Annotated in this window: 17 protein-coding genes and 1 riboswitch; of the genes, 12 read left to right on the forward strand and 5 right to left on the reverse strand. The window is 64.6% G+C overall.

All coding sequences use genetic code 11. The features are described 5' to 3' along the window. Window positions 1–65: 65 nt before the first annotated feature. From DFR38_RS01630 to DFR38_RS01645, 4 genes are all read right to left on the reverse strand, one after another. Window positions 66–1,289: a Rid family hydrolase gene (locus tag DFR38_RS01630; RefSeq protein ID WP_275576144.1), complete on the reverse strand. Its 1,224-nt coding sequence runs from the start codon at window positions 1,287–1,289 to the stop codon at window positions 66–68. A 562-nt stretch (window positions 1,290–1,851) separates the two neighbouring features. After that, window positions 1,852–2,535: a DUF1028 domain-containing protein gene (locus tag DFR38_RS01635; RefSeq protein ID WP_059286164.1), complete on the reverse strand. Its 684-nt coding sequence runs from the start codon at window positions 2,533–2,535 to the stop codon at window positions 1,852–1,854. Continuing rightward, on the reverse strand, window positions 2,532–2,954 hold the full coding sequence (locus DFR38_RS01640; protein WP_059286163.1) for a RidA family protein: 423 nt from the start codon (window positions 2,952–2,954) through the stop codon (window positions 2,532–2,534). The genes DFR38_RS01635 and DFR38_RS01640 overlap by 4 nt, the downstream gene beginning before the upstream one ends. Window positions 2,955–3,026: 72 nt before the next feature. Then, on the reverse strand, window positions 3,027–4,298 hold the full coding sequence (locus tag DFR38_RS01645) for a flavin-containing monooxygenase (protein ID WP_244909879.1): 1,272 nt from the start codon (window positions 4,296–4,298) through the stop codon (window positions 3,027–3,029). A 462-nt stretch (window positions 4,299–4,760) separates the two neighbouring features. On the opposite strand from DFR38_RS01645, the gene DFR38_RS01650 reads away from it, so the two are divergent. After that, on the forward strand, window positions 4,761–5,501 hold the full coding sequence (locus DFR38_RS01650) for a hypothetical protein (RefSeq protein ID WP_059286162.1): 741 nt from the start codon (window positions 4,761–4,763) through the stop codon (window positions 5,499–5,501). A 128-nt stretch (window positions 5,502–5,629) separates the two neighbouring features. Here the strand turns inward: DFR38_RS01650 and DFR38_RS01655 are convergent, their stop codons facing one another. Continuing rightward, entirely contained in the window at window positions 5,630–7,093 is a 1,464-nt protein-coding gene (locus tag DFR38_RS01655) for a cobyric acid synthase (RefSeq protein ID WP_110312900.1), read from the reverse strand. A gap of 112 nt (window positions 7,094–7,205) precedes the next feature. Between DFR38_RS01655 and cbiB the strand changes: the two genes are divergently transcribed. From cbiB to DFR38_RS01710, 11 genes are all read left to right on the forward strand, one after another. Then, the gene (cbiB, locus tag DFR38_RS01660; protein WP_059286161.1) at window positions 7,206–8,147 is read left to right on the forward strand and encodes an adenosylcobinamide-phosphate synthase CbiB; all 942 of its coding nucleotides are present in this window, start codon (window positions 7,206–7,208) and stop codon (window positions 8,145–8,147) included. Continuing rightward, window positions 8,140–9,126, forward strand: a complete 987-nt coding sequence (gene cobD, locus DFR38_RS01665) for a threonine-phosphate decarboxylase CobD (RefSeq protein WP_059286160.1) — start codon at window positions 8,140–8,142, stop codon at window positions 9,124–9,126. The genes cbiB and cobD overlap by 8 nt, the downstream gene beginning before the upstream one ends. A 42-nt stretch (window positions 9,127–9,168) precedes the next feature. Beyond that, window positions 9,169–9,348, forward strand: a riboswitch (cobalamin riboswitch). 162 nt (window positions 9,349–9,510) lie between these two features. Further along, window positions 9,511–9,840: a (2Fe-2S) ferredoxin domain-containing protein gene (locus DFR38_RS01670; RefSeq protein WP_059286159.1), complete on the forward strand. Its 330-nt coding sequence runs from the start codon at window positions 9,511–9,513 to the stop codon at window positions 9,838–9,840. Then, window positions 9,837–13,937, forward strand: a complete 4,101-nt coding sequence (locus DFR38_RS01675) for a cobaltochelatase subunit CobN (protein WP_059286158.1) — start codon at window positions 9,837–9,839, stop codon at window positions 13,935–13,937. The genes DFR38_RS01670 and DFR38_RS01675 overlap by 4 nt, the downstream gene beginning before the upstream one ends. Next, a complete protein-coding gene (locus DFR38_RS01680) occupies window positions 13,934–15,877 on the forward strand; it encodes a putative cobaltochelatase (RefSeq protein WP_110312901.1) in 1,944 nt (647 codons plus the stop codon). The genes DFR38_RS01675 and DFR38_RS01680 overlap by 4 nt, the downstream gene beginning before the upstream one ends. Then, a complete protein-coding gene (locus DFR38_RS01685) occupies window positions 15,762–16,628 on the forward strand; it encodes a cobalt-precorrin-7 (C(5))-methyltransferase (RefSeq protein WP_275576196.1) in 867 nt (288 codons plus the stop codon). Before DFR38_RS01680 ends, DFR38_RS01685 begins: the two co-directional genes overlap by 116 nt. Next, a complete protein-coding gene (locus tag DFR38_RS01690; RefSeq protein ID WP_059287357.1) occupies window positions 16,625–18,196 on the forward strand; it encodes a precorrin-8X methylmutase in 1,572 nt (523 codons plus the stop codon). Before DFR38_RS01685 ends, DFR38_RS01690 begins: the two co-directional genes overlap by 4 nt. Continuing rightward, window positions 18,193–19,347 (forward strand): cobalt-precorrin-5B (C(1))-methyltransferase CbiD, encoded by a 1,155-nt coding sequence (gene cbiD, locus DFR38_RS01695; RefSeq protein WP_059287356.1) that lies wholly within the window; start codon window positions 18,193–18,195, stop codon window positions 19,345–19,347. Before DFR38_RS01690 ends, cbiD begins: the two co-directional genes overlap by 4 nt. After that, window positions 19,340–20,071 (forward strand): precorrin-2 C(20)-methyltransferase, encoded by a 732-nt coding sequence (gene cobI / locus DFR38_RS01700; protein WP_110312902.1) that lies wholly within the window; start codon window positions 19,340–19,342, stop codon window positions 20,069–20,071. The genes cbiD and cobI overlap by 8 nt, the downstream gene beginning before the upstream one ends. Then, window positions 20,068–20,907 carry a precorrin-4 C(11)-methyltransferase gene (gene cobM, locus DFR38_RS01705; protein ID WP_059287355.1) on the forward strand — a complete coding sequence of 280 codons (840 nt, stop codon included), beginning with the start codon at window positions 20,068–20,070 and terminating at the stop codon, window positions 20,905–20,907. The genes cobI and cobM overlap by 4 nt, the downstream gene beginning before the upstream one ends. Next, complete coding sequence (locus DFR38_RS01710; protein WP_110312903.1) at window positions 20,904–21,668, forward strand: cobalamin biosynthesis protein; 765 nt, start codon at window positions 20,904–20,906, stop codon at window positions 21,666–21,668. Before cobM ends, DFR38_RS01710 begins: the two co-directional genes overlap by 4 nt. Window positions 21,669–22,136: the final 468 nt, after the last annotated feature.

Consider the following 22,136-nt stretch of genomic DNA (forward strand, 5'->3'; position numbering starts at 1 on the left):
GGGTATTTACCCGGCTTTCTTTTTGACTGGAACAAAGCGTTTTCGCCCGTTCCGGCAAGTAGGGCTTAGGCTTGCGGAGCAGTACCTTCGGCGTGCGATACCACGGCATCCATCTGCAGCAGCGCATTGCCCGGCAGCGCTGCCACCGCAACAATACGGCGGGCCGGCGTGCCAGTCGGGAAGAAGCTGGCGTAAACCGCGTCGACCGCTGCGATATCTTCGATATTCCGGAGGAAGATATTCACCTTGACCACATCAGCCAGCTGGTGACCGATGCTTTCGACAATGGCCTGGATATTCTTCAGGCACTGCGCAGCCTGCTCCTTGACGCCACCGGCCACCAGCGCACCACTGGCAGCATCCAGCGGCAGCTGGGCAGACAGATGGTTGTAATGCGAGAAGGCCACGCTCTGGCTGGACAGCCGGTCTTGCGGCGCGGCTGCCTTGTTATTGGCCTTGATGACGATGCCGTGGCGGTCTTCCACCGCTTGCGGCGGCGTGCCATCGCCATGCGATACCACCACTTCGATTTGCACCAGTGCATCCAGCGGCAATGCGGCGGCGGCAATCACGGTACGGGCCGGGAAATAGGCTACGGCACGGGCAATGGCCGAATCCGGGAAAAAGGTCGTATAAACTTCATTGACGGCATCGATATCCGCCAGGTTTTTCAGAAAGACATTAACCTTGACGATATCGTCAAAAGGCACATCAATCTCTTGCAGAATCGCCTTGACGTTTTTCAGGCATTGCGCAGTTTGTTCTTTCACGCCACCTGCTACCAATTGACCGGATAACGGATCAAGCGGCAATTGCGCCGAGATATTGTTGTAGTGGGAAAAAGCCACGCTCTGGGTCGACAAGGGGCTAAGCGGTGCCTTTTCGCTATTTTTGGCGATTTTCACCAGATCACCGGCTTGCGGTGCATGCGGAATGGTCCCTTCGCCATTGGAAACCAGGGCTTCCACTTGCACCAGTGCGCCCAGCGGCAATGCGGCTACCGCGACGGTGGTCAAGGCAGGACGATAAGCCGGGAAAAAGCTGGCATAGACCTGGTTTACCGCGTCCAGATCAGCAATATTCTTGAGGAAGATGCTGATTCTGACCACATCATCCATGACATGGTCGATGCTTTCGATAATGGCCTGCAGGTTTTTGAAGCACTGTTCGGCCTGCTCGGTGACGCCGCCGGCTACCAATTGGCCTGATAGCGGATCAAGCGGCAATTGCGCCGACAGATTATTGTAATGAGAGAAAGCGGCGGTCTGCGAACAAGGACCCATATTCACAGGAGCATTTGCCGTATTTCTTGCCAGAACTGCGTTATATCCACTCATGTTAATGCTCACCTTTTGTTTATTCAGGGTATGGCGCAGCAAATATTTGCCGATTCTTCATCGGCCATGGCCACGGCTTGCTGGCGGATGTACTGCATTTGTTTTCGCCAATCACAATGACCTGCTCCGTCAAGAGCAGGCGCAAATAATAATGAATCGTTAATATAATGATTCGCTAATATTTAGTCAACACAGTGGCGCTTGATGCAGATCAACAAAACAACCCTTCACCGGAACGCTTTATCGCAGGCAATAAAGCCTTGGCTGGCACTGGCCATGACGTGAATATTTTGGGAGTGGCATGGATGGTTTAATGCCGGGAAAACCGCGGTGACAAGGGGCTTGGGCTGGTCAAGCCGGCAGCCAGCACCGGGCTGCCGCCCTGCTGCAGCGCCATTGCAGGCCGGCGCTCATGCCCTGACACAGGGAAAACGGGCAAATCTGCCCGCTGGCTTGCTCAATGGGCGGATCGAGCAAACTGGCGCGGGCGGGCATGCCGGCGCCAGCCTACCCGTCAGCGTGAGGCCGCCACGCCGGGCACGGCAAAGCCGGGGGCGTGCTCGGGGTTTTCTGCCCGCGTGATGTAGTCCTGCATCTGCGGACGATAGCGCTGCCATAACTGGCTTAATTCGGCGATGGGTTCACCATCGCTCCAGTCAATGCGCAGGTCGATCACCGGCCATGCCTGGCTGGCCACCAGCTTGAGGCCAGCCGCATGGATGGGGCCGGCCTCCCCGCCCGCCGCCACGGCAGCCTGCATGGCCGCCAGCAGGCGATCAGCAAGATGGCCGCTGCTGGCGGCAAAGGCAGCCACCATCTGCTGCGGTATGGAGTCACCATGCAGGATATTGCCACCGGCAAGGCAATCTGCACCGCTGGCGGTGGCGTGGATACCCAGCGCATGCTGGCCGCTAAAGGTGCTACCCTCGCCACGGGCCGGCAGCAGCAATAGCTGCCGCCATTGCAGGTAAGGATCGGCCTGCGCCAGCTGCTGCAGCAAGGCAGCGCCGCGCAATCCGCTGGCCATGGCTTGCAAGGCCAAAGGGCCCAGCAGTGGATTGGTGACATTCTGGCTCATCACCGCCCCCACCCCGGCCTGCAGGTGGCAGCAACGGCTGGCGACGGCAATGCTGGATGAAGCCACCGCCACCCCCAGCATGCCGGTTTCCGGGCAGCGCGCCGCGATGGAGAAGGTCATGGCTGATAGCCCTCGGGGATGACGGCGGTGATGTCGATTTCCACCAGCCATTCCGGCCGGGCCAGCGCCGAAATCACCAGCCCGGTGGACACCGGATACACCCCTTTCAGCCACTTGCCCACGATCTGGTACACCGTTTCGCGATAACGGGTGTCCACCAGGTAAATGACGATCTTGCACACGTGATCCAGACAGCTGCCCGACTCCTCCAGCAGCATTTTCACATTGGCCATGGCTTTTTCAGTCTGGACGGCGACATCGCCGATACCCACCGATTCACGCGTGTCCAGATCCTGGCCGATCTGCCCGCGCAGAAAGACGATATTGCCGGCCACCACGGCCTGGCACAGATCATTGTCGAGCTTTTGTTCCGGATAGGTTTCTTTGGTATTGAACGGACGGATGCGCTTGTGAGCCATATTTCACCTCCTTGCAGTGGATGACGGGCTGGCGGGCCAGCCCGGATGTGTCTGATTGGCCGGGCTGTTGTTTCAGGCCGGTGCGGTGGCAGGCTGAGCCGCCGCCACCTGATACGCCTGGTATTTGCGCTGGGTGGCGATGTGGTCAGCGATGAACTTGGCATCGTGCCAGACGCCCCAGATAAAGCTGGAACCACGGCGCGACAGCCAGGGCAGGCCAAGAAAGTACACGCCGGGCTCGGCGGAGATGCCACGCTGGTGCAAGGGCTTGCCCTTGTCATCGAAGGTATCGACCTGCAGCCAGCTGTAGTCGACGGCAAAACCGGTGGCCCAGATAACCGTGGTGATGCCAGCGGCGGCCAGATCCAGCTCGAGCAGCGGATGACTGACACAGGCCGGGTCCGGCCCGATCAGGCGCGCTTGCGGCTCGGGCGGCAGGTCCAGCCCGTTGCGCTCGATATAGGCATCGGCGGCATCCAGCAGCGCCAGGTAATTGGCATCGCCGGCTGCGATATTGGCCGCCAGATCCGGCTGGAAGCGCAGCACACCCTGCGCGTAGTCGCGGGTCATCCCCAGCAGGGTAATGCCCTGCTCGGCCAGCCGGCGAAAATCCACCGTATGCCCACCGCGCGCACCGCTGACGGCAATGGTGACATGCTCGCGCCCCGGCTGGACTTTCTGCGCATCCCACTCGCCCAGCACACCCAGCCACCAGCAAAAATCGCGCTGGCGATAGCTGCGGGGCGGCCGGTCATGCGGGCCAACCGACAGATAGACCTTTCTGTTGGCGCGGTGCAGTTCGTCGGCAATCTGCACGCCGGAAGAACCCGAACCCACCACCAGCACCGCTCCCGCCGGCAGCTGCTGCGGATTGCGATAGGCTGCGGAATGCAGCTGGGTGATGCCCGGCTGCTCAGGCAGGATGGGTGGAATCAGCGGCCGCTGGAAAGGGCCGGTGGCGGCCACCACGCGCTGTGCTTCGATCAGGCCGGCACTGGTTTCCACGGTAAAGCCCGGACGGCCGCTATTGCGCGTCACCCGCGTCACCTCCACCCCGGTGCGGATGGGTGCCTTGAAATGGCGGGCATAGGCTTCCAGGTAATCCGCCACCTGCTCTTTTGCCGCAAAGGCATCCGCTGCCACATCCGCAATCGCCAGCCCGGGAAAACGGTCGTGCCAGGCCGGGCCATTGCACACCAGTGAATCCCAGCGCTGGGAGCGCCAGCGTTCGGCTATGCGCTGGCGCTCCAGCACCAGATGCGGCACGTCCAGCTGGCTCAGGTGTTCGCTCAGGGCGATGCCGGCCTGGCCGGCGCCGATGACCAGCGTGTCTGTCTTTTCCATCACCATCGTTGTCTCCTCCCCTGTGTATGCTCCGCCGCCGGCAGCAAAGGGCCGCGACGGGAATGCCGGGCGGCTCGGGTGGCGCGCCGGCCTGACCACTGCAGTCTAGGGAAAGGCTCTGGATACGGAAAATATATATATTGTCTCTATTGAATAATTTTAATTGATGCAAAACAGGCAACCCTGGCAGCGCCTGCAGGCCAGGCCGCCAATGTAAATTTTCATCAAGTTGGTGGTGTTGCCGGTGGCAGTGGCGGCCAGTCACGGTAAAGTCGCGCTGCGCATGAAATGCGCCAGACCTGCTGCCAGCGCGTGCTCTGCGGCGCAGGCCGTGCACGCTTGTCACTGCCTGACGAAGAATGCAGCAGGCCAAGGGGCAAGCGCGCCATGCCGCGCAGTGCTGCATCCACGCGCCAGCCGCCACCGTAAAAGAGCGTTAACCGGCCCTAGCCAAGGCAAGCCATGAACAAGACTGTGATTTCTCTTTTGCTGGGCAGCTTGCTCAGCGCCTGCGCCAGCCACGCCCCGGCCTTGCCGGATGGTCCGGCCGGCCCCATCCGCAAGGAAACCGGGCAAGCGGATTGTCCGGATTGCAGCAAAATCATCACTTACCGCGCCGAGCGCAGCTTTGGGGCAGAACAGCAGACTGGCGATGCCCGCTTCAGGGGCAGGCTCAGCGCCAGGGCCAGCTTGCTGGCCAGCAATCACAGTGCCAGCGGCGATTATGCCTACCGGCTGGCGCTGGACATCACGGCCAGCGGCAACTACCTGGCAGTGACACCGCTGGCCGCGCGCAATCAGCCGCTGGCCCAGGTGCAGCAGCAGGATGCCGAACAACTGCATGTATGGTGGCAGGATGCTGCCGGGCGCCGGCGCATGCTGCTGCTAAGCGCTTACTCGCGCAGCCAGCCGCTACAGGATTTCCAGTGCCGGGCCACGCCGGGAGAGGGCTACTGCAGCTGGAAGCAGTATGTCGAGCTGCCAGCGGCTGCCGTTGCCGAGGCAATACGGCTGCAAGCCCCGCTGCGGCTATTCGTGGGCAGCACGCACAGCAACACCGTGTATGGCATGCGCAGCTTCAACAACAAGCCGTCAGCATCGGTGGTGACCCAGTACAAGGGGGTTAGCGTGGAGTTGCCGGCACCGCATGTGCTGGGCTTCAGCCAGGCCATGCAGACACTGGATATTGAAATAAACCAGTAAGAGCGGCTGACAAAATAGCGTGGCGACCCTGGGCAAGACGCGCCGACGCAGACAGTACAAAGAGTACGGCAAGGAGGCGCAAGGCAGCCGCAGGGTTTGTATTAGTGGCGCTGAATCAGGCCCCGCGCTCAGGGCAGCCAGCCGGCCAGCGGCGTCAGGTCCAGATGCTGCTGCAGCATGTCGGCCAGCCCTTCGATATGCGCTTCGCGGATGGCCGGGTAGTCCAGCGGCTGCGGTGCGGCCAGCCCGGCCCATGCCAGCAGGGCGGCTAGGCTTTGCGGTTGATCGAACACGCCGTGCAGATAGGTGGCCAGAATCTGGCCATCGGCGCTGATGGCTCCGTCGCAGCGGCCATCCTCCAGCCGCACCGCAGGCTGCGCCAGTGCCGCACCAGTGCTGACCCCCATGTGGATTTCATAGCCGCTCACCGCGGCGCCAGCCAGCGTCAGCTGGCCGCTTACCCGTGTCAGCTGCTTGTGCGTGGCCAGCGTGGTTTCCATCTCCAGCCAGCCCAACCCGTCACTGCTGCCCGCCTCGCCTTCCAGCCCCAGCGGGTCGTGCAGCTGCTGGCCCAGCATTTGCAGGCCGCCACAAATGCCGATCAGCTTGCCGCCATAGCGCAGGTGGCGGGCAATGGCCGCCTCCCACCCCGCGGCGCGTAGGCTGGCCAGATCAGCCCGCACGCTCTTGCTGCCAGGCAGGATGATCAGGTCAGCCGGCGGCAGCGGCTGGCCGGGTTTGACCAGCAGCAGCTCCACCTGCGGATGCAGGCGTAGCGGGTCGAAATCGGTATGGTTGCTGATGCGCGGCAGCACCGGCACCACCACGCGCAGCGTCTGCTGCGGGGTCTGCTCGCCTTGCGGACGATTGAGCGCCAGGCTGTCTTCCGCCTCGATATGCAGGCCATTCAGATAAGGCAGCACGCCCAGCACCGGCTTGCCGGTGCGCTGCTCCACCCACTCCACGCCGGATTGCAACAGCGCCGGGTCGCCGCGGAAGCGGTTGATCACCAGCCCCACCACCCGCGCGCGTTCGCTGTCGGACAGCAATTCCAGCGTCCCCACCAGATGGGCAAACACCCCGCCGCGTTCGATATCCGCCACCAGCAGCACCGGGCAGTCCACCGCCTCGGCAAAGCCCATATTGGCGATGTCCCCCTCGCGCAGATTGATTTCCGCCGGGCTGCCCGCCCCTTCCACCACGATGCACTGGTATTGCGTGGCCAGCCGCGCGTGCGACTGCAACACCGCCTGCATCGCAACCGGTTTGTAGGCGTGGTAGGACACCGCGTCCATATTGCCCACCGCCCGTCCCTGGATGATGAGCTGGGAGCCGGTATGGCTATTGGGTTTGAGCAGCACCGGGTTCATGTCGGTGTGCGGCTCCACGCCACAGGCCAGCGCCTGCACCGCTTGCGAGCGGCCAATCTCGCCGCCATCCACCGTCACCGCACTGTTCAGCGCCATGTTCTGCGGCTTGAACGGGGCCACGCGCAGGCCGCGCCGCGCCAGCAAACGGCACAGGCCGATGGCAAAGGTGCTCTTGCCGGCATCCGAAGTGGTGCCCTGAATCATGATGGTTTTGGCGGTCATGCTGTTCTCCGGCGCGCATTTTTTCGGGAAGCCCCCTAAAATGGCGCTCTTCCACGGTAGGACAGCGCACTAAGCGACTGTCCGGAAACCGGCGATTATATAGGCGCGTGACGTGATTTCAGCTGTATTTCTGTTGTTGGCCGTGGTGCTGGACCGCCTGCTGGGCGAACCGCGCCGTTGGCATCCGCTGGTGGGCTATGGCTATCTGGTGCGCAAGGTGGAGCATGCCCTTTACCCGGTCACACCTCAGGACGAACCGGTGTGGCGCATGCGTTTGCGCGGCGTGCTGGGCATCAGCCTGTTGCTGCTGCCGTTGACCGGCCTCGCCTGCTGGCTAGCGCGCCTGCCGTGGCTGGGCCAACTGGCCTCGGTCTTGTTGCTGTATCTGGCCATTGGCGCACAAAGCCTGCGCGAACATGCCCAGGCGGTGCTGGATGCGCTGCGCGCCGGTGACCTGCCGCTGGCCCGTTACAAGGTGTCGATGATCGTCAGCCGCAACACCAGCGAGCTGGACGAAACCGCGGTGGCGCGCGCTACCATCGAATCGGTGCTGGAAAACGGCAGCGATGCCATTTTTGCCGCCGTGTTCTGGTTTTTGCTGCTGGGCGCACCGGGCGTGGTGCTATACCGCGCCGCCAATACCCTGGACGCCATGTGGGGCTACCGCAACGAACGCTTTTTGCACTTTGGCTGGGCCGCCGCGCGCTTTGACGATGTGCTCAACCTGATTCCCGCCCGCCTTAGCGCGCTGACCTACATCCTGCTGGGCCACACCCGCCAGGGCTGGCAATGCTGGCGCGCCCAGGCCCCCAGCTGGTACAGCCCCAATGCCGGCCCGGTGATGGCCGCCGGTGCCGGTGCGCTGGGCGTGCTGCTGGGCGGTGCCGCCAGTTATCACGGCAAGCTGAAGCAACGCCCCACCCTGGGCCTGCAACGCCCGCCGGTGGCCGAAGACATCGCCCGCGCCATCGCCCTGGTACAGCGTAGCCTGTGGCTATGGGTGGTGCTGGCCTTGCTGGCTGGCTTGCTCAACTGGAGTCTTACTCATGCTTGAACACGGTGGTGGCATCCTGCGTGCCGCAGCGCAATACGGCATTGCCGTACCAGACTGGCTGGACCTGTCCACCGGGCTGAACCCGCAAGGCTGGCCGGTGCCGGCCATCAGCCCACGCAGCTGGCAACGGCTGCCGGAGGATAATGACGGCCTGGAACAAGCCGCGGCGGATTACTACGGCAGCCCGCTGCTGCTGCCGGTGGCCGGTTCCCAGCCTGCCATCCAGCTACTGCCGACGCTGCGCCCGCCCTGCCGGGTGGGCATGCTGCCTCTCTGTTATGCCGAACACCCCTGGCACTGGGAACAGCACGGCCACACGCTCAGCCGTCATGCGCCCGAGGACATCGACACGGCGCTTGATGAACTGGACGTACTGCTGCTATGCCACCCCAACAACCCCACCGGCACCACCTTTGCCCGCGAGCAGTTGCAGGACTGGCGCGCCCGGCTGGCCAGCCGCGGCGGCTGGCTGGTCATTGACGAAGCCTTCATGGATGCCACGCCGGAACACAGCCTGCTGGGGGATGTGGGCCTGCCGGGGCTGATCGTGCTGCGTTCCATCGGCAAGTTCTTTGGCCTGGCCGGGGCGCGGGTGGGCTTTGTGTTTGCCTGGCCGGCCCTGCTGCAACAACTGGCCGAGGCCATCGGCCCGTGGAGCATCAACGGCCCGGCCCGTGAAGTGGTGAAACTGGCCTTGCAGGACCATGCCTGGCAACTGGCAATGCGCGGGCAACTGGCCGCCGACAGCCAGCGCCTGCAGCAGCTATTGCAAGACTACGGCCTGACTCCGGCAGGCGGCAGCCGCCTGTTCCAGTGGCTGCACGGGGCGCATTGCCCGGCGCTGTTCGACTTTCTGGCCAGCCGCGGCATTCTGGTGCGCCAGTTTGCCGACGGCCCCAGCCTGCGCTTTGGTTTACCGCCCGACGAGGCCGGCTGGCAGCGACTGGAAACCGCACTGACACAATGGGAAAGGCTTTGAAAATCAAGCCGCAGAATTCCCATTTACCCTGTTGTCACGTATCATGCGCGCTTCAATGACGGTGCCCCGCCAGGGGTGAAACGGGAATGCGGTGAGACACCGCAGCTGCCCCCGCAACTGTAAGCGACGAGTCCGCATCACGATGCCACCGGGGCCAACCGGGAAGGCGATGCCGGGTAAAGAAGCGCGAGCCAGGAGACCGGCCGTCATCCGTGTCGACGCGGGCTGAATCCGGGCGGGGTGTACCGGGGGAATGCACCGTGCCGCCCATTGCCGGCGCGCCGTGCCCTCGCCTGCGGCGACCTATCGTCAGCAGAGGGCCGCCATGAATTCATCCAGCCAGCCGATACCGGCACACCACGCCACCCTGTCGGGGTCCCGCCAATGAGACAGCACTATCGCCATGTGCTGATGTGCACCGGCCCGCGCTGTACCGAAAACGGCCAGCAGGCCGAGGCCATGTTCAAGCAACTGGGCCAGGCCATTGACGCCTGCGACGGCCTCAAGGTGAAACGCACGCGCAGCCATTGTTTTGCCGTGTGCAAGCAAGGCCCCATCATGGTGGTGTATCCGGAAGGCGTGTGGTATCGCAAGGTGGATGCCAGTGCAGTACAGCGCATTGTCAGCGAGCACCTGCAAGGCGGCGTGCCGGTGGAGCCGCTGATTTTCCATCGCCTGGGCTCGGGTGATGTCAACACGGAAAGCCCGCAATGACGCATGACAATACTGGCGGCATCGTGCTGCTGAGCCATGCCGGCACCGACCTCACCGCGCTGGGCCGTGTGCACTGGCCGCAGGATTTCAGCCCGGTGTCGGGCATTGCCCTGCAACACATCACCGATGAACACCAGATGCAGCAGCTACTGGACGGCCCGCTTGCCAGCGCCCGCATCCTGCTGCTGCGCGTACTGGGGCGGGTGCAGGCCATTCCCGCTTTCGATGCCCTGCGCCAGCACGCCATCGCTCGCCACCAGGCGCTGATCGTGCTCAGCGGCACCGGCGAGCCGGACCCGGAACTGGCCGCCCTCAGCACCGTTCCCCCGGCAATCCAGCAGGATGCCAATGCCTATCTGCAAGCCGGTGGCAGCGGCAATATGGCGCAGCTGATGCGCTATCTGTCCGACCGCCTGCTGCTGACCGGCCACGGCTACCTGCCGCCAGCCGCACTGCCGGAACACGGCCTGTATCACCCGGAGCTGTCCGATGGTTGTAGTCTGGATGACTGGTCTGGCATACGCCAACCCGGCTGGCCCACGGTGGCCATCAGTTTCTACCGCGCCCACTGGCTGAGCGGCAACACCCGCTTCATCGACATGCTGGTGGACATGCTGGCCGAGCGGCAGATCAACGCGCTGCCGCTGTTTACCTCCTCGCTGCGCAGCCAGGATGAGCAGGGCCTGCCTGCCGCGCTGCAATTGCTGCGCGACCCACGCGCTGGCCAGCCCTGCGTGCTGATCAACACCACCTCCTTTGCCATGGGCGAAGTCAATGCCGAAGGCGCGACCCAGGCCAGTTGGGCAGTAGAGGCTTTCGAACAACTGGACATCCCGGTGCTGCAAGCCATCACCAGCAGCATGACCCAGGCGCAGTGGGAAGCATCCGAGCGCGGGCTGAACCCGCTGGATACCGCCATGAATGTGGCGCTGCCGGAATTCGACGGCCGCATCATCGGCGTGCCGGTATCGTTCAAGCCGGAAGACCCGGCCAGCAGCGACTACCAGCCACTGCCGGACCGCATGCGCCGTCTGGCCGGCATTGCCGCCCGGCTGGCGCGGCTGAAGCACACCCCAGCTGCCGACAAGCGGGTCGCCTTCATCTTTACCAACTCCAACAGCAAGGCCTCGCAAGTGGGCAATGCGGTGGGGCTGGACTCCGCCGCTTCGCTGTATGCGCTGTTGCAAGCGATGCAGGCCAATGGCTATAGCATCAATACCCTGCCGGAGAACAGCGACGCGCTGATGCACAGCCTGATCGACCGTGGCTGTTACGACACCGACTACCTCAGCGCCGATCAACTGCGCAATGCCGTGGCCCGCGTGCCGCTGGCGCGCTACCAGCAATGGTTTGCTGAACTGCCCACCCCGCTGCAACAACGCATGCTGGAGCGCTGGGGCGCCGCACCGGGCACGGCTTATGTCGATGGCGACCAGCTGGTATTTGCCGGCATGGAACTGGGCAATGCCTTTGTCGCGCTGCAACCACCGCGTGGCTATGGCATGGACCCGGACGCCATCTACCACACGCCGGACCTGCCGCCCACCCATCACTACTACGCGCTGTACTGCTGGCTGCGCGACGAATGGCAGGCCGATGCCATTGTCCACGTGGGCAAGCACGGCACGCTGGAATGGCTGCCGGGCAAGGGCGTGGGCGTATCGGAGCACTGCTTCCCCGACGCGCTGCTGGGCGACATGCCCATGTTCTATCCCTTTATCCTGAACGATCCGGGCGAAGGCTCGCAGGCCAAGCGCCGCGCCCATTCGGTGATCATCGACCACCTGACCCCGCCGATGACCACCGCCGACACCTACGGCCCACTGGCCCAGCTCACCCAACTGGTGGACGAGTACTACCAGGTGGAAATGCTGGACCCGAACAAGCTGCCGTTGTTGCAACAGCAAATCTGGGACCTGATCAAGGAAGCGAAGCTGGATAGCGATCTGGCCGCCATGCTGGGGCACGACCATCATCACCATGATGAGCATGAACACGGTCACCACCATGACGAACATGATCATGACCATGCCCACCCGCATGCACCCAAGGCAGCACCAGCGGGCTATCGCCTGAGCCAGCCAGCCAAAGCCGGGAAAGCAAAGCCTGCCAAGGCAGCCGGCATGCAGTTCCGCCCGGTGGCCAAGGGCGCAGCGCACAGCCATGGTGCGCATGATCATCACCATCATGACCATGACGGTCATACACATGATCACGGCCACGACCATGCCCACGAGTGGGACGCCACGCTGAATGCCGACGGCGTGCCGCTGACGCTGGCCAAGATGGAGGGCGTGGATGTTGCCCATCTGATTGAAGACATCGACGGCTATCTGTGCGAACTGGGCGCAGCGCAAATCCGCGACGGCCTGCACATTCTCGGTCAGGCCCCGCAAGGCGAGGCGCTGGTGGACATGCTGTGCGCCCTCACCCGCCTGCCCAATCTGGCCGTACCCAGCCTGCCCGCCAGCGTGGCGCAAGCGCTGGGGGTGGAGTGGGAGGCATTGCAGGACGACAAGGGCCGCCGGCTTGAAAACGTGCCCGCCCCGCTGGAAATGAGCAGCCCACAGTTGCTGCACACCCGCAGCGATGCCATCGACCACATCAATCAGCTAGCCCGCCAACTGGTGGCGCGCTTGCTGGCCCCGGTCAGCTCACCGCTGCCCGCCATCATTGCCGCCGTACTGCCGCAGGCCGGTGACAGCCAGGCCCTGCAACAGGTGCTGGCCTTTATCCAGCACGAGCTGCTGCCCAATCTGGCGCGCACCCACGAGGAAATCGACAACCTGCTGCGCGGTCTGGCGGGTGGCTATGTGCCAGCAGGCCCCAGCGGCGCGCCCACCCGTGGCATGGCGCATATCCTGCCCACCGGACGCAATTTCTACTCGGTAGACCCGCGCGGCCTGCCCTCGCAAGCCGCCTGGCAGGTGGGCAGCCAGCTGGCCAATGAAATGCTGGCGCGCCATCGCAAGGAAACCGGCAGCTATCCGGAATCGGTCAGCATCAGCGTGTGGGGCACCAGCGCCATGCGCACCCATGGCGATGATATTGCCGAAATCCTCGCCCTGCTGGGCGTGCGTCCGCGCTGGCAGGCCGAAAGCCGCCGCGTGGCTGGTATCGAGGTGATTCCGCTGGCCGAGCTGGGCCGCCCGCGCATTGACGTGACGGTGCGCATCAGCGGCTTTTTCCGCGATGCCTTCCCGCAGCTGATTGCGCTGGTGGACGACGCGGTGCAAGCGGTGGCCATGCTGGACGAAGCCCCGGCGGACAATTATCTGCGCAAGCATTATCTGGACGACATGCGCCACCAGCTGCTGCAAGCCCTGCCGGACCACGCCGCCGAACCGGCACTGCTGCGCATCTTCGGCGCCAAGCCCGGCAGCTACGGTGCCGGTATTCTGCCCTTGATCAACGAGCAGAACTGGCAGACCGACGCCGACTTCGCCACCGCCTACCTCAACTGGGGCGGCTATGCCTATGGCCGCCACGTACAGGGGGCCGATGCGCGCGACGCGCTGCGCCATCGCCTGTCCGGCGTGGAAGTGGCCTTGCACAATCAGGACAATCGCGAACACGACATCTTCGACAGCGACGACTACCTGCAATACCACGGCGGCATGATTGCCACCATCCGCAGCCTGACCGGCCGCCAGCCGCGCGCCTTCTTTGGCGACAGCCATAACCCGGACCAGCCGCAAGTGCGCGGGCTGAAGGAAGAAGTGCTGCGTGTGTTCCGCTCGCGCGTGGCCAACCCCAAGTGGATTGCCAGCATCCAGCAGCACGGCTACAAGGGCGGGCTGGAACTGACTGCCACCGTGGACTACCTGTTCGGCTACGATGCCACCGCCCATGTGGTGGACGACTGGGTCTACGAAGAACTGGCCGCCCGCTACGCACTGGACCCGGCCATGCAGCAGTTTTTTGCCGACAGCAACCCGTGGGCGCTCAATGCCATCAGCGAACGCCTGCTGGAAGCCGCCCAGCGCCAGCTGTGGCAGCAGCCCAGGCCAGAGACGCTGGCCGCGCTGCAACAACTGCACCTGAATAGCGAAGCCATGCTCGAAGCGCGTGGCGAACATCCGCAAGGCCGCTCATGAAACAGATTTATCCGTTTGCCGCCATCGTCGGTCAGGAACAACTGAAGCAGGCGCTGCTGCTGTGCGCGGTGGACCCCAGCATAGGCGGCGTGCTGATCCGTGGTGACAAGGGAAGTGCCAAGAGCACCGCCGCCCGCGGGCTGGCGGCCATTTTGCCGCCCATCCGCCGCGTGCCGGGCTGTGCCTTCAACTGCGACCCGGCCTCCCCCTTGCCCGAATGCAACTGCTGTCAGGGCGAACACGCGGTGGCGGAAGACGCTGCCGTGCCCTTCGTCAACCTGCCGCTGGGTGCCAGCGAAGACCGCGTACTGGGCAGCCTGGATTTTGAACAGGCACTCAAGCAGGCCCGCCAGGCTTTCAAGCCCGGCCTGCTGGCCAATGCCCACCGTGGCCTGCTGTACATCGACGAAGTGAACCTGCTGGCCGACCATCTGGTGGACGTGCTGCTGGATGTGGCCGCCATGGGCGTCAACACCGTGCAGCGCGAAGGCCTGTCCATCAGCCACCCGGCGCGCATCACCTTGCTGGGCACCATGAACCAGGAAGAAGGCGAACTGCGCCCGCAACTGCTGGACCGCTTTGGCCTGATGGTGGACGTAAGCGCCCCGCGTGATGCCGCCATCCGCAGCGAGGTGGTACGTCGTCGCCTGGCTTTCGAAGCCGACCCGCAAGGCTTTGCCGCCCGCTGGCAGGCCGAGGGCAGCGCGCTGCAGGAGCAGATTCGTCAGGCCCAGGCCATGCTGGCCACGGTAACGGTGAGTGAGCACCTGTTCGACTTCATCAGCCAGCTGTGCTGCGAATTCGAAGTGGCCAGCCTGCGCGCCGACATCGTGCTGCACAAGGCCGCCCGCGCACTGGCCGCGCTGGATGGCCGGACGCAGGTCAGCGCCGAAGACATCCGCACCGCCGCCCTGCTGGTACTGCCGCACCGCCGCCGCCGCAAGCCTTTCGAGCAAAGCGGGCTGGACCAAGACAAGCTGGATGAGCTGACCCAACAAGCGCAAAATCCGCCGCCCACCAGCCCAGCCGATGACACCACCGCCACAGAACAACAGCCGGGCGAGCAGCAAGACACGTCCGCAGACGACGGCAAGGACGAGCCATCACAGCCGGACAATGGCAGCGAGCAGCTGTTTGCCGCCCGCGCAGCGCAGGACATCGGCACCATCCGCCTGGCTAGCCACAGCAGTGACAGCGAGGCCAGCGGCCGTCGTAGCACAGTGCTGAATGCCCGGCGCGGCCACAGCGTGCGCGCCGTGCCCAGTACCCAGCCGCAGGCACTGGCACTGGACGCAACCCTGCGCCATGCCATCCAGCGTAATCCAGCGGAATTTGCTGTCACCCGCGCCGACCTGCACGACAAGGTGCGTACGGCAAAACAGGGCAATCTGATTGTGCTGGTGGTGGACGCCTCCGGCTCCATGGCCGCCCAGCAGCGCATGGAACAGGTAAAGGGTACGGTGCTCAGCCTGCTGCAAGATGCCTACCAGCGCCGCGACCAGATTGCCGTCATCGCCTTCGGTGGCCGTCAGGCCGAGCTGGTGCTACCGCCCACCCGTCAGGTGGAACAGGCCGAACAGGCGCTGCACGCCCTGCCCACCGGCGGCCGCACCCCGCTGCCGCATGCGCTGCAACTGGCCGCCAGCACCCTGGGCCGTCAGGGTGCGCAGGGCCTGTCGCCGCTGCTGGTATTACTGAGCGACGGCCGTGCCAATGTGGCACTGGGCGAAGACCATGCCGACCCGTGGCAGCAAAGCCTGCAACTGGCGGGCGAGCTGGCCGACGCCGCCATCCCGGCGCTGGTGCTGGATACCGAACAAGCCTATGTCAAGCTGGGCCGCGCCCGCCAACTGGCCGAAGCCATGCGGGCGGAATACCTGCCGTGCGAGCAGCTGTCCAGCGAACAACTCACCATCACGATTCAGGCGCGGCTGGGCTGATGCCGTCGCGCTGCATAAAGGAATAGACATGATTATCTGCATCGGTGCCGGCCCCGGCGATATCGGCTACCTGCCACGCCGCTCGGCCGACCTCATTGCCAATGCCGACGTCGTCGCCGGTTTCAACGCCGTCATCGACGTGGTGCGCCCGCTGATACCGGACAGCGCCCAGGTCATCCAGATGGGCTACCGCGACCAGGTGGCCCAGCTGGACGAAGTGGCCAAACTGCACCACGCCGGCAAGAACTGTGTGGTGGTGTTCATGGGCGACATCCACTTCAGTGGCTTCCAGTATCTGGAACGGGTGGAACGCGCCTGTGGTCACCCGGTGGAAACCATGCCCGGCCTGTCCTCGGCCCAGGTACTGGCCTCGCGCGCCAAGGTGTGTTTTGACGAAACCACCTTCATCACCTTCCACCGCCGTGGCGACCTCACCCCGTTCAAGCGCCATCTGGTGCATGTGCTGCAAGACCAACGCAATGCCATCGTGATTCCCTGTCCCTGGGACGAGGCGCGCTCCTTCATGCCCTGGCATATCGCTGCCTACCTGCTGGAAAACGGCATTCCGGCCGACCAGCAGGTGGAAGTGTGGGAAAACCTCACCCGTGGCGAGGCCGAATGGCACGGCACGCTGGCCGAGTGTGCCAAACACCGCTGTTCGGACATGAGCATCATGCTGATCCGCACCAAAACGCCGATGGCCAGCCAGATCGAGCCCAGCCATCTGCCCACGCCGGAGCAGGCGCAATGAGCACGCAGGACTACAGCATCGTGCTGGCCGGGCATGGCAGCCGCGACCCGGCTGGCATCGCAGAATTCATGGCGCTGGTGGACATCATGCGCCAGCGTGCACCGCAGCGCCGCATCTACCACGGCTTTCTGGAGTTCGCTACGCCCACCATCGACCAGGCGGTGGCAGAAGCGATTGCCGATGGTGCCAAGACGGTGGTGATGACCCCCGGCGTACTGCTGGCCGCCACCCATGCCAAGAACGACATGCCCAGCGAACTGCTGGCGCTGCAACAGGAACACCCGGACACCCGCTTCCACTTTGGCGCGGCCATGGACCTGCACCCGCGCCTGCTGGAGCTGTGCCGCCTGCGCATCATCGAGGCCGAAGCACGCTCAACGCGCACCGTGGCGCGTGGTGACAGCTGCCTGGTGGTGGTGGGCCGTGGCACTACCGACCCGGACGCCAACTCGGAAATCGCCAAGCTCACCCGCATGCTGGAAGAAGGCATGGGCTTTGGCGCGTCCTTTGTCTGCTATTCCGGCACTGCGCGCCCGCTGGTGGCCGATGGCCTGAAAGCGGCCAGCTTATTAGGCTTTGAACGCATCGTGGTGCTGCCTTACTTCCTGTTCGATGGCGTGCTGGTCAAGCGTATTTACGGCGCGGTGGACGATCTGGCCGCGCGCTGCCCGGATATCGAAGTGCTGGCTGCGCCTTATCTGGGCGTGCACGAACATGTGGCCGAGGTGTTTCTGGAGCGGGCGCAGGAAGGCGTGGAAGGCCGCGCCAGCATGAACTGCTCGCTGTGCAAATACCGGGTGCAGATCATCGGTTTCGAGCAGCAAGTGGGCACGCCGCAACAAGGCCATCACGGCAAGGTGCGCGGCCTGCTGGCCAAGGACACCGCCCCTGCCGCCGCGCCCGCCTGGCCACCCTATGTGCCGCACCCCATCGAGGCGGAAAGCATGCGCATCATCCGCGAGGGACGCGACTGGTCGGCCTTCCCGGCAGAACAGCACACCGCGCTGCACCGGCTGGTACACACCACCGGCGACTTCAACAGCGTGGACGAGCTGTTTTTCTCGCCCGGCGCGGCCGCCATCGGCATGCGCGCCCTGCTGCGCTGCCGCCGCATCGTCACCGATGTCACCATGGTGGAAACCGGCCTCAAGCGCGCGGTGCTGCAACAGCTGGAAGTGGAAACCTGGTGCGGCGTGCACGACCCGGAAACCTATCTCTTGGCCGAGGCGCACGGCCTCACCCGCTCTGCTGCCGGCATCCGCCGCGCCTGGGAAAAGTTTGGCAATGACGTGATTGTCGCCATTGGTGACGCCCCCACCGCCATCATGGAACTGGTACGACTGGTGCGCGAACACGGCTGGCGACCGCAACTGGTCGTCGGCCTGCCGGTGGGCTTTGTCGGCACCCGCGAATGCAAGGACGCACTGCGCGGCCTGCTGCAAGTGCCGCGCATCACCAATAGCGGCACCCGTGGCGGCTCGCCGTGGGCGGCCACCGTCGTCAATGCGCTGATGATTGACGCCATCGGCCACGTGTACCAGCAGCAACAGGCAGCACCAGAGGCATGACCCACGAACGGCGCGTTCCCTACGACCTGACGGTGCCGGCTCCCAACGGCCTGCGCCGCGGTCGCACCACCGGCAGCTGTGCCACGGCGGCAGTAAAAGCCGCGCTGGCCTGCCTGCTGGACGGGGTGCGCGCCAGCGAAGTGGACATCAGCCTGCCCGACCCGGACTACTACCTCAGCGTGCCGATACAGGCGGTGGACCTGCTGGAACCAGACACGGCCCGCGCCGAAGTGCTGAAAGACGGCGGCGACGACCCGGACAACACCCACGGCGCCACCATTTTTGCCGAGGTGCGGCGCAATGGCAGCGGCCAGCTGCGCTTTATCGCCGCCGAAGGCGTGGGCACGGTCACCCTGCCCGGCCTGCGCATTCCTCCGGGCGAACCAGCCATCAACCCGGTACCACGGCAGATGATGCAGTGGGCGGTGGCCGAGGTGCTGGCTGGCCGTGCCGACCCCGGTTTTGACCTGGCTATCGGCTGCGTGGAGGGCGGGCGCATTGCCAAGCGCACCTTCAACCCCATGCTGGGCATCGTCGGCGGCATTTCCATCCTGGGCACCAGTGGCATTGTCGAGCCGATGTCGCTGGCAGCGTGGATGGCTTCCATCGAGGTGTATATCCGCGTGGCGCTGGGCGATTTGCCTGCCGCCATCGCCTTCACCCCCGGCAAGATAGGCCGTGGCTACGCCGCCGATGTGCTGGGGCTGCCGAAAAAGCAGGTGGTGCAGATTGCCAACTTTGTCGGCAGCTCGCTGGAACAGGCCGAAGCCATCTTGCAGGAACAAGGCCGCGAGCTGGACACGCTATGGGTGCTGGGCCACCCCGGCAAGCTGGCCAAGCTGCTGGACCCCACGGTATGGGACACCCACTCCGGCAAAAGCGCCATGGCCATGGGCGATGTGGCGCAACTGGCAGTGGAGCTGGGCCTGAGCATGGCGCTGGTACAGGCCATCCGCCAGGCCAATACGGTGGAAAACATCGTGCAGATATTGCAAGGCCATCCGCAGGCGCAAGCCTTCTGGATGGAGATAGAACAGCGGGTATCCACCCGCATGCACAGCCGACTGCCCAGCGCCCGCCGCGTGGCAGTGCGGCTGTTCAGCATGGACGGCACGCCGCTGGGCGAGGCCGCCGGAGACACACATGAGTGAACTGGGACATTTCATTGGCGTGGGCGTAGGCCCGGGCCAGGCCGGGCTGATACCGGTGGCTGCGCTGCAGGCCCTGCAGCAGGCCGACATCATCTACCTGCCGCGCGCGCGCGGCAGCGAGCAATCGGTGGCACAGCAATGTCTGGCCGGCCTGCCTGTCGACGCCAGCAAATTCCGTGACGTGGAATTCATCATGGACCCGGACCGCAGCCTGCTGGCCGACCACTACGCCGCGCTGGCCGCCAGCGTGGCCGCCGAACTGGAACAAGGCCGCAACGTCGCTTATCTCACCATCGGCGACAGCATGACCTACTCCACCTACGGCTACCTGCTGGCCGCGCTGCGCGAACGCCTGCCCGGCCTGGCCCACACCACCTTTCCCGGCGTCACCAGCTTTGCCGCCACCGCCTCGGCGCTGTCCTGGCCGCTGGGCGAAGGCAAGGAACGCATGCTGATTCTGCCCTGCCCGGACGACATGGCCGCGCTGGAAGCGGACATCGCCAGCCACGACATCGTGGTGCTGATGAAAATCGGCCAGCGCCTGCCCGACGTGCTGGCCCTGCTGGCGCGGCTGGGCATAGCCCAGCACTGCGCCTTCGCCCGCCGCATCGGCCTGTCCGATGAAATCCTCTGTCCGGATGTCAGCCAGCTGGACGCCTCGGCCAGCGGTTATCTGGCCACCATGCTGATCCGCCGTCAGGCGAGAGAGAAACGTCATTCATGAAAGTCTATTTCATTGGTGCCGGCCCCGGTGCCGCCGACCTGATCACCCTGCGCGGCGCGCGCCTGCTGGGTAGCTGCGGCATGGTGCTGTATGCCGGTTCGCTGGTGCCCACCGACATGCTGCAGCATTGCAGTGCAGGTGCCGAAATTCTCGACACCGCCGAACTGTCGCTGGACCAGCAGGAAGACTGCTACCGCCGCGCCCAGGCCGCCAATATGGACGTGGCCCGGCTGCACTCCGGCGATCCGGCCATCTACGGCGCCACTGCCGAACAAATGCGCCGGCTGGAAGCGCTGGGTATCGAGTATGAAATCGTCCCCGGCGTGTCGTCCTTTACCGCTGCCGCAGCCGCACTGGGCAGCGAACTGACCCGCCCGGCCATCTCGCAGTCCATCATCCTCACCCGCGTCTCCGGCCGTGCCAGCGCGGTGCCGGAGCTGGAATCCATCGCCCGCTTTGCCGAACACCAGGCCACCATGTGCATCTTCCTGTCCGGCCAGCGGCTGAAATATACGGTGGCCGACCTGCTGCTGCACTACCCGCCGGATACCCCGGTGGCACTGGTGCGCCGCGCCAGCTGGCCGGACCAGTCCATCCACCGCAGCACGCTGGGCAAGCTGCTGGAAGAGGTAAAACAGAAAGACTGGCTGCTCACCACCCTGCTGCTGGTGGGTGCCGCGCTGTCGCGCGAAGGCGGGGTGGAATCCAGCCTGTACGCCGCTGGCTTCACTCATATTTTCCGCGATGGCACCGACCGCAAAACCCCGCGCCCCAGCAAACGCAAGCCGGAACTGGCAGCACAATCGGAACAGGACCCGGAGCAGCAAGCCTCGTGAGCCACACCGCCATCTGGACAGTACGCGCATCGGCACTGCCGCTGGCGCAGCAACTGGCCCGCGCGCTGGACGCCACCGTCTACCAACCCTGGCAACAGCCGGATGACAACGCGCGCCAGCAGTTTGCCGCCGTCTTCCACCAGCACCGCCAATGGATATTGCTGATGGCCAGCGGCATTGCCGTGCGCTATCTGGATGGCCTGCCACACAGCAAACTCACCGACCCGGCCGTGGTGGTGCTGGACGAAGCCGCTCGCTTTGCCATTCCGCTGCTGTCCGGCCACGAAGGCGGGGCCAATGCGCTGGCCTACCACGTCGCGCGCCTGACCGGCGCCATCCCGGCCATCACCACCGCAACCGAAGCACTCAAACCGCTGACGCTGGGCATAGGCTGCCGGCGCGGCAAAAGCGCCGACGCCATCGAACAGGCGGTGTTGCAAGCGCTGGCCGGCCGCAGCCTCAGCGAAGTGCGCGAAGTGGCCACCATCGACCTGAAGGCCGATGAACTGGGCCTGCTGGCATTCTGCGCCCACCACGACCTGCCCTTGCGGGTGATTGCCCGTGCCGACGTGGCCGCCCGCGGCTGGACCGGCCAGCCCTCCGCCTGGGTACAGCAGAACGTGGGCGTGGACGGGGTGTGCGAACCTTGCGCGCTGATTGCCAGCCCGCGCGGGCGGTTGCTGGTGCCAAAGATGGCGCGTGAAGGGGTGACGGTGGCGGTAGTGGAGGATGGGTTTGCTGATTTTGGCGTCGTTGAATAAGGAGTTTTGTATCCGCTAAGGGCCGCTCGTGATGCATAAGGGCAAGAATCCGCTCACGCGGATGATGGTTTACATGCCGCTTCCGCGCGGCAAACGGGAAGGAGGGCTTGCCTGGCCAAGCCCTCCTTCACCTCCAAGGCCACCCCGGCAAGCATGGCCTGCGGCTGCCCGACAGGGCCCGTCCGGGGCGAGGCGCGCCTGAACTCGCGATTTGCAAACGTCAAATCGCTCAGACATTGCAGGCGTTTAAGACCTCGCCCCGGCCACCCGTCGGCATGCTTGACGGGGCCCATGGGCGCGTTGGTACGGTGGTTGTTTGGTAAGAACACTGGTCGAAGCTGCCATGGTCTTGGCTAGGCGAGGCCCACGAAGTTAAACGCAGCAGCGGAGGACCACAGTCCAGCACTGCCAGTAATAAATGCAGGATTTACATCAGCAATGCACACCACGCATTGCCCAGACAAACTT

Origin of the sequence: Aquitalea magnusonii, assembly GCF_003202035.1 — a bacterium.
Lineage (GTDB): Bacteria > Pseudomonadota > Gammaproteobacteria > Burkholderiales > Chromobacteriaceae > Aquitalea > Aquitalea magnusonii.

Coding starts and splice junctions, on each gene's coding strand:
- DFR38_RS01635 (WP_059286164.1), bottom strand. CDS start 2,535: ATGACCTTCTCCATCGCGGCGCGCTGCCCGGAAACCGGCATGCTGGGG.
- DFR38_RS01640 (WP_059286163.1), bottom strand. CDS start 2,954: ATGGCTCACAAGCGCATCCGTCCGTTCAATACCAAAGAAACCTATCCG.
- DFR38_RS01645 (WP_244909879.1), bottom strand. CDS start 4,298: ATGGAAAAGACAGACACGCTGGTCATCGGCGCCGGCCAGGCCGGCATC.
- DFR38_RS01650 (WP_059286162.1), top strand. CDS start 4,761: ATGAACAAGACTGTGATTTCTCTTTTGCTGGGCAGCTTGCTCAGCGCC.
- DFR38_RS01655 (WP_110312900.1), bottom strand. CDS start 7,093: ATGACCGCCAAAACCATCATGATTCAGGGCACCACTTCGGATGCCGGC.
- cobD (WP_059286160.1), top strand. CDS start 8,140: ATGCTTGAACACGGTGGTGGCATCCTGCGTGCCGCAGCGCAATACGGC.
- DFR38_RS01670 (WP_059286159.1), top strand. CDS start 9,511: ATGAGACAGCACTATCGCCATGTGCTGATGTGCACCGGCCCGCGCTGT.
- DFR38_RS01675 (WP_059286158.1), top strand. CDS start 9,837: ATGACGCATGACAATACTGGCGGCATCGTGCTGCTGAGCCATGCCGGC.
- DFR38_RS01680 (WP_110312901.1), top strand. CDS start 13,934: ATGAAACAGATTTATCCGTTTGCCGCCATCGTCGGTCAGGAACAACTG.
- DFR38_RS01685 (WP_275576196.1), top strand. CDS start 15,762: ATGTCAAGCTGGGCCGCGCCCGCCAACTGGCCGAAGCCATGCGGGCGG.
- DFR38_RS01690 (WP_059287357.1), top strand. CDS start 16,625: ATGAGCACGCAGGACTACAGCATCGTGCTGGCCGGGCATGGCAGCCGC.
- cbiD (WP_059287356.1), top strand. CDS start 18,193: ATGACCCACGAACGGCGCGTTCCCTACGACCTGACGGTGCCGGCTCCC.
- cobI (WP_110312902.1), top strand. CDS start 19,340: ATGAGTGAACTGGGACATTTCATTGGCGTGGGCGTAGGCCCGGGCCAG.
- cobM (WP_059287355.1), top strand. CDS start 20,068: ATGAAAGTCTATTTCATTGGTGCCGGCCCCGGTGCCGCCGACCTGATC.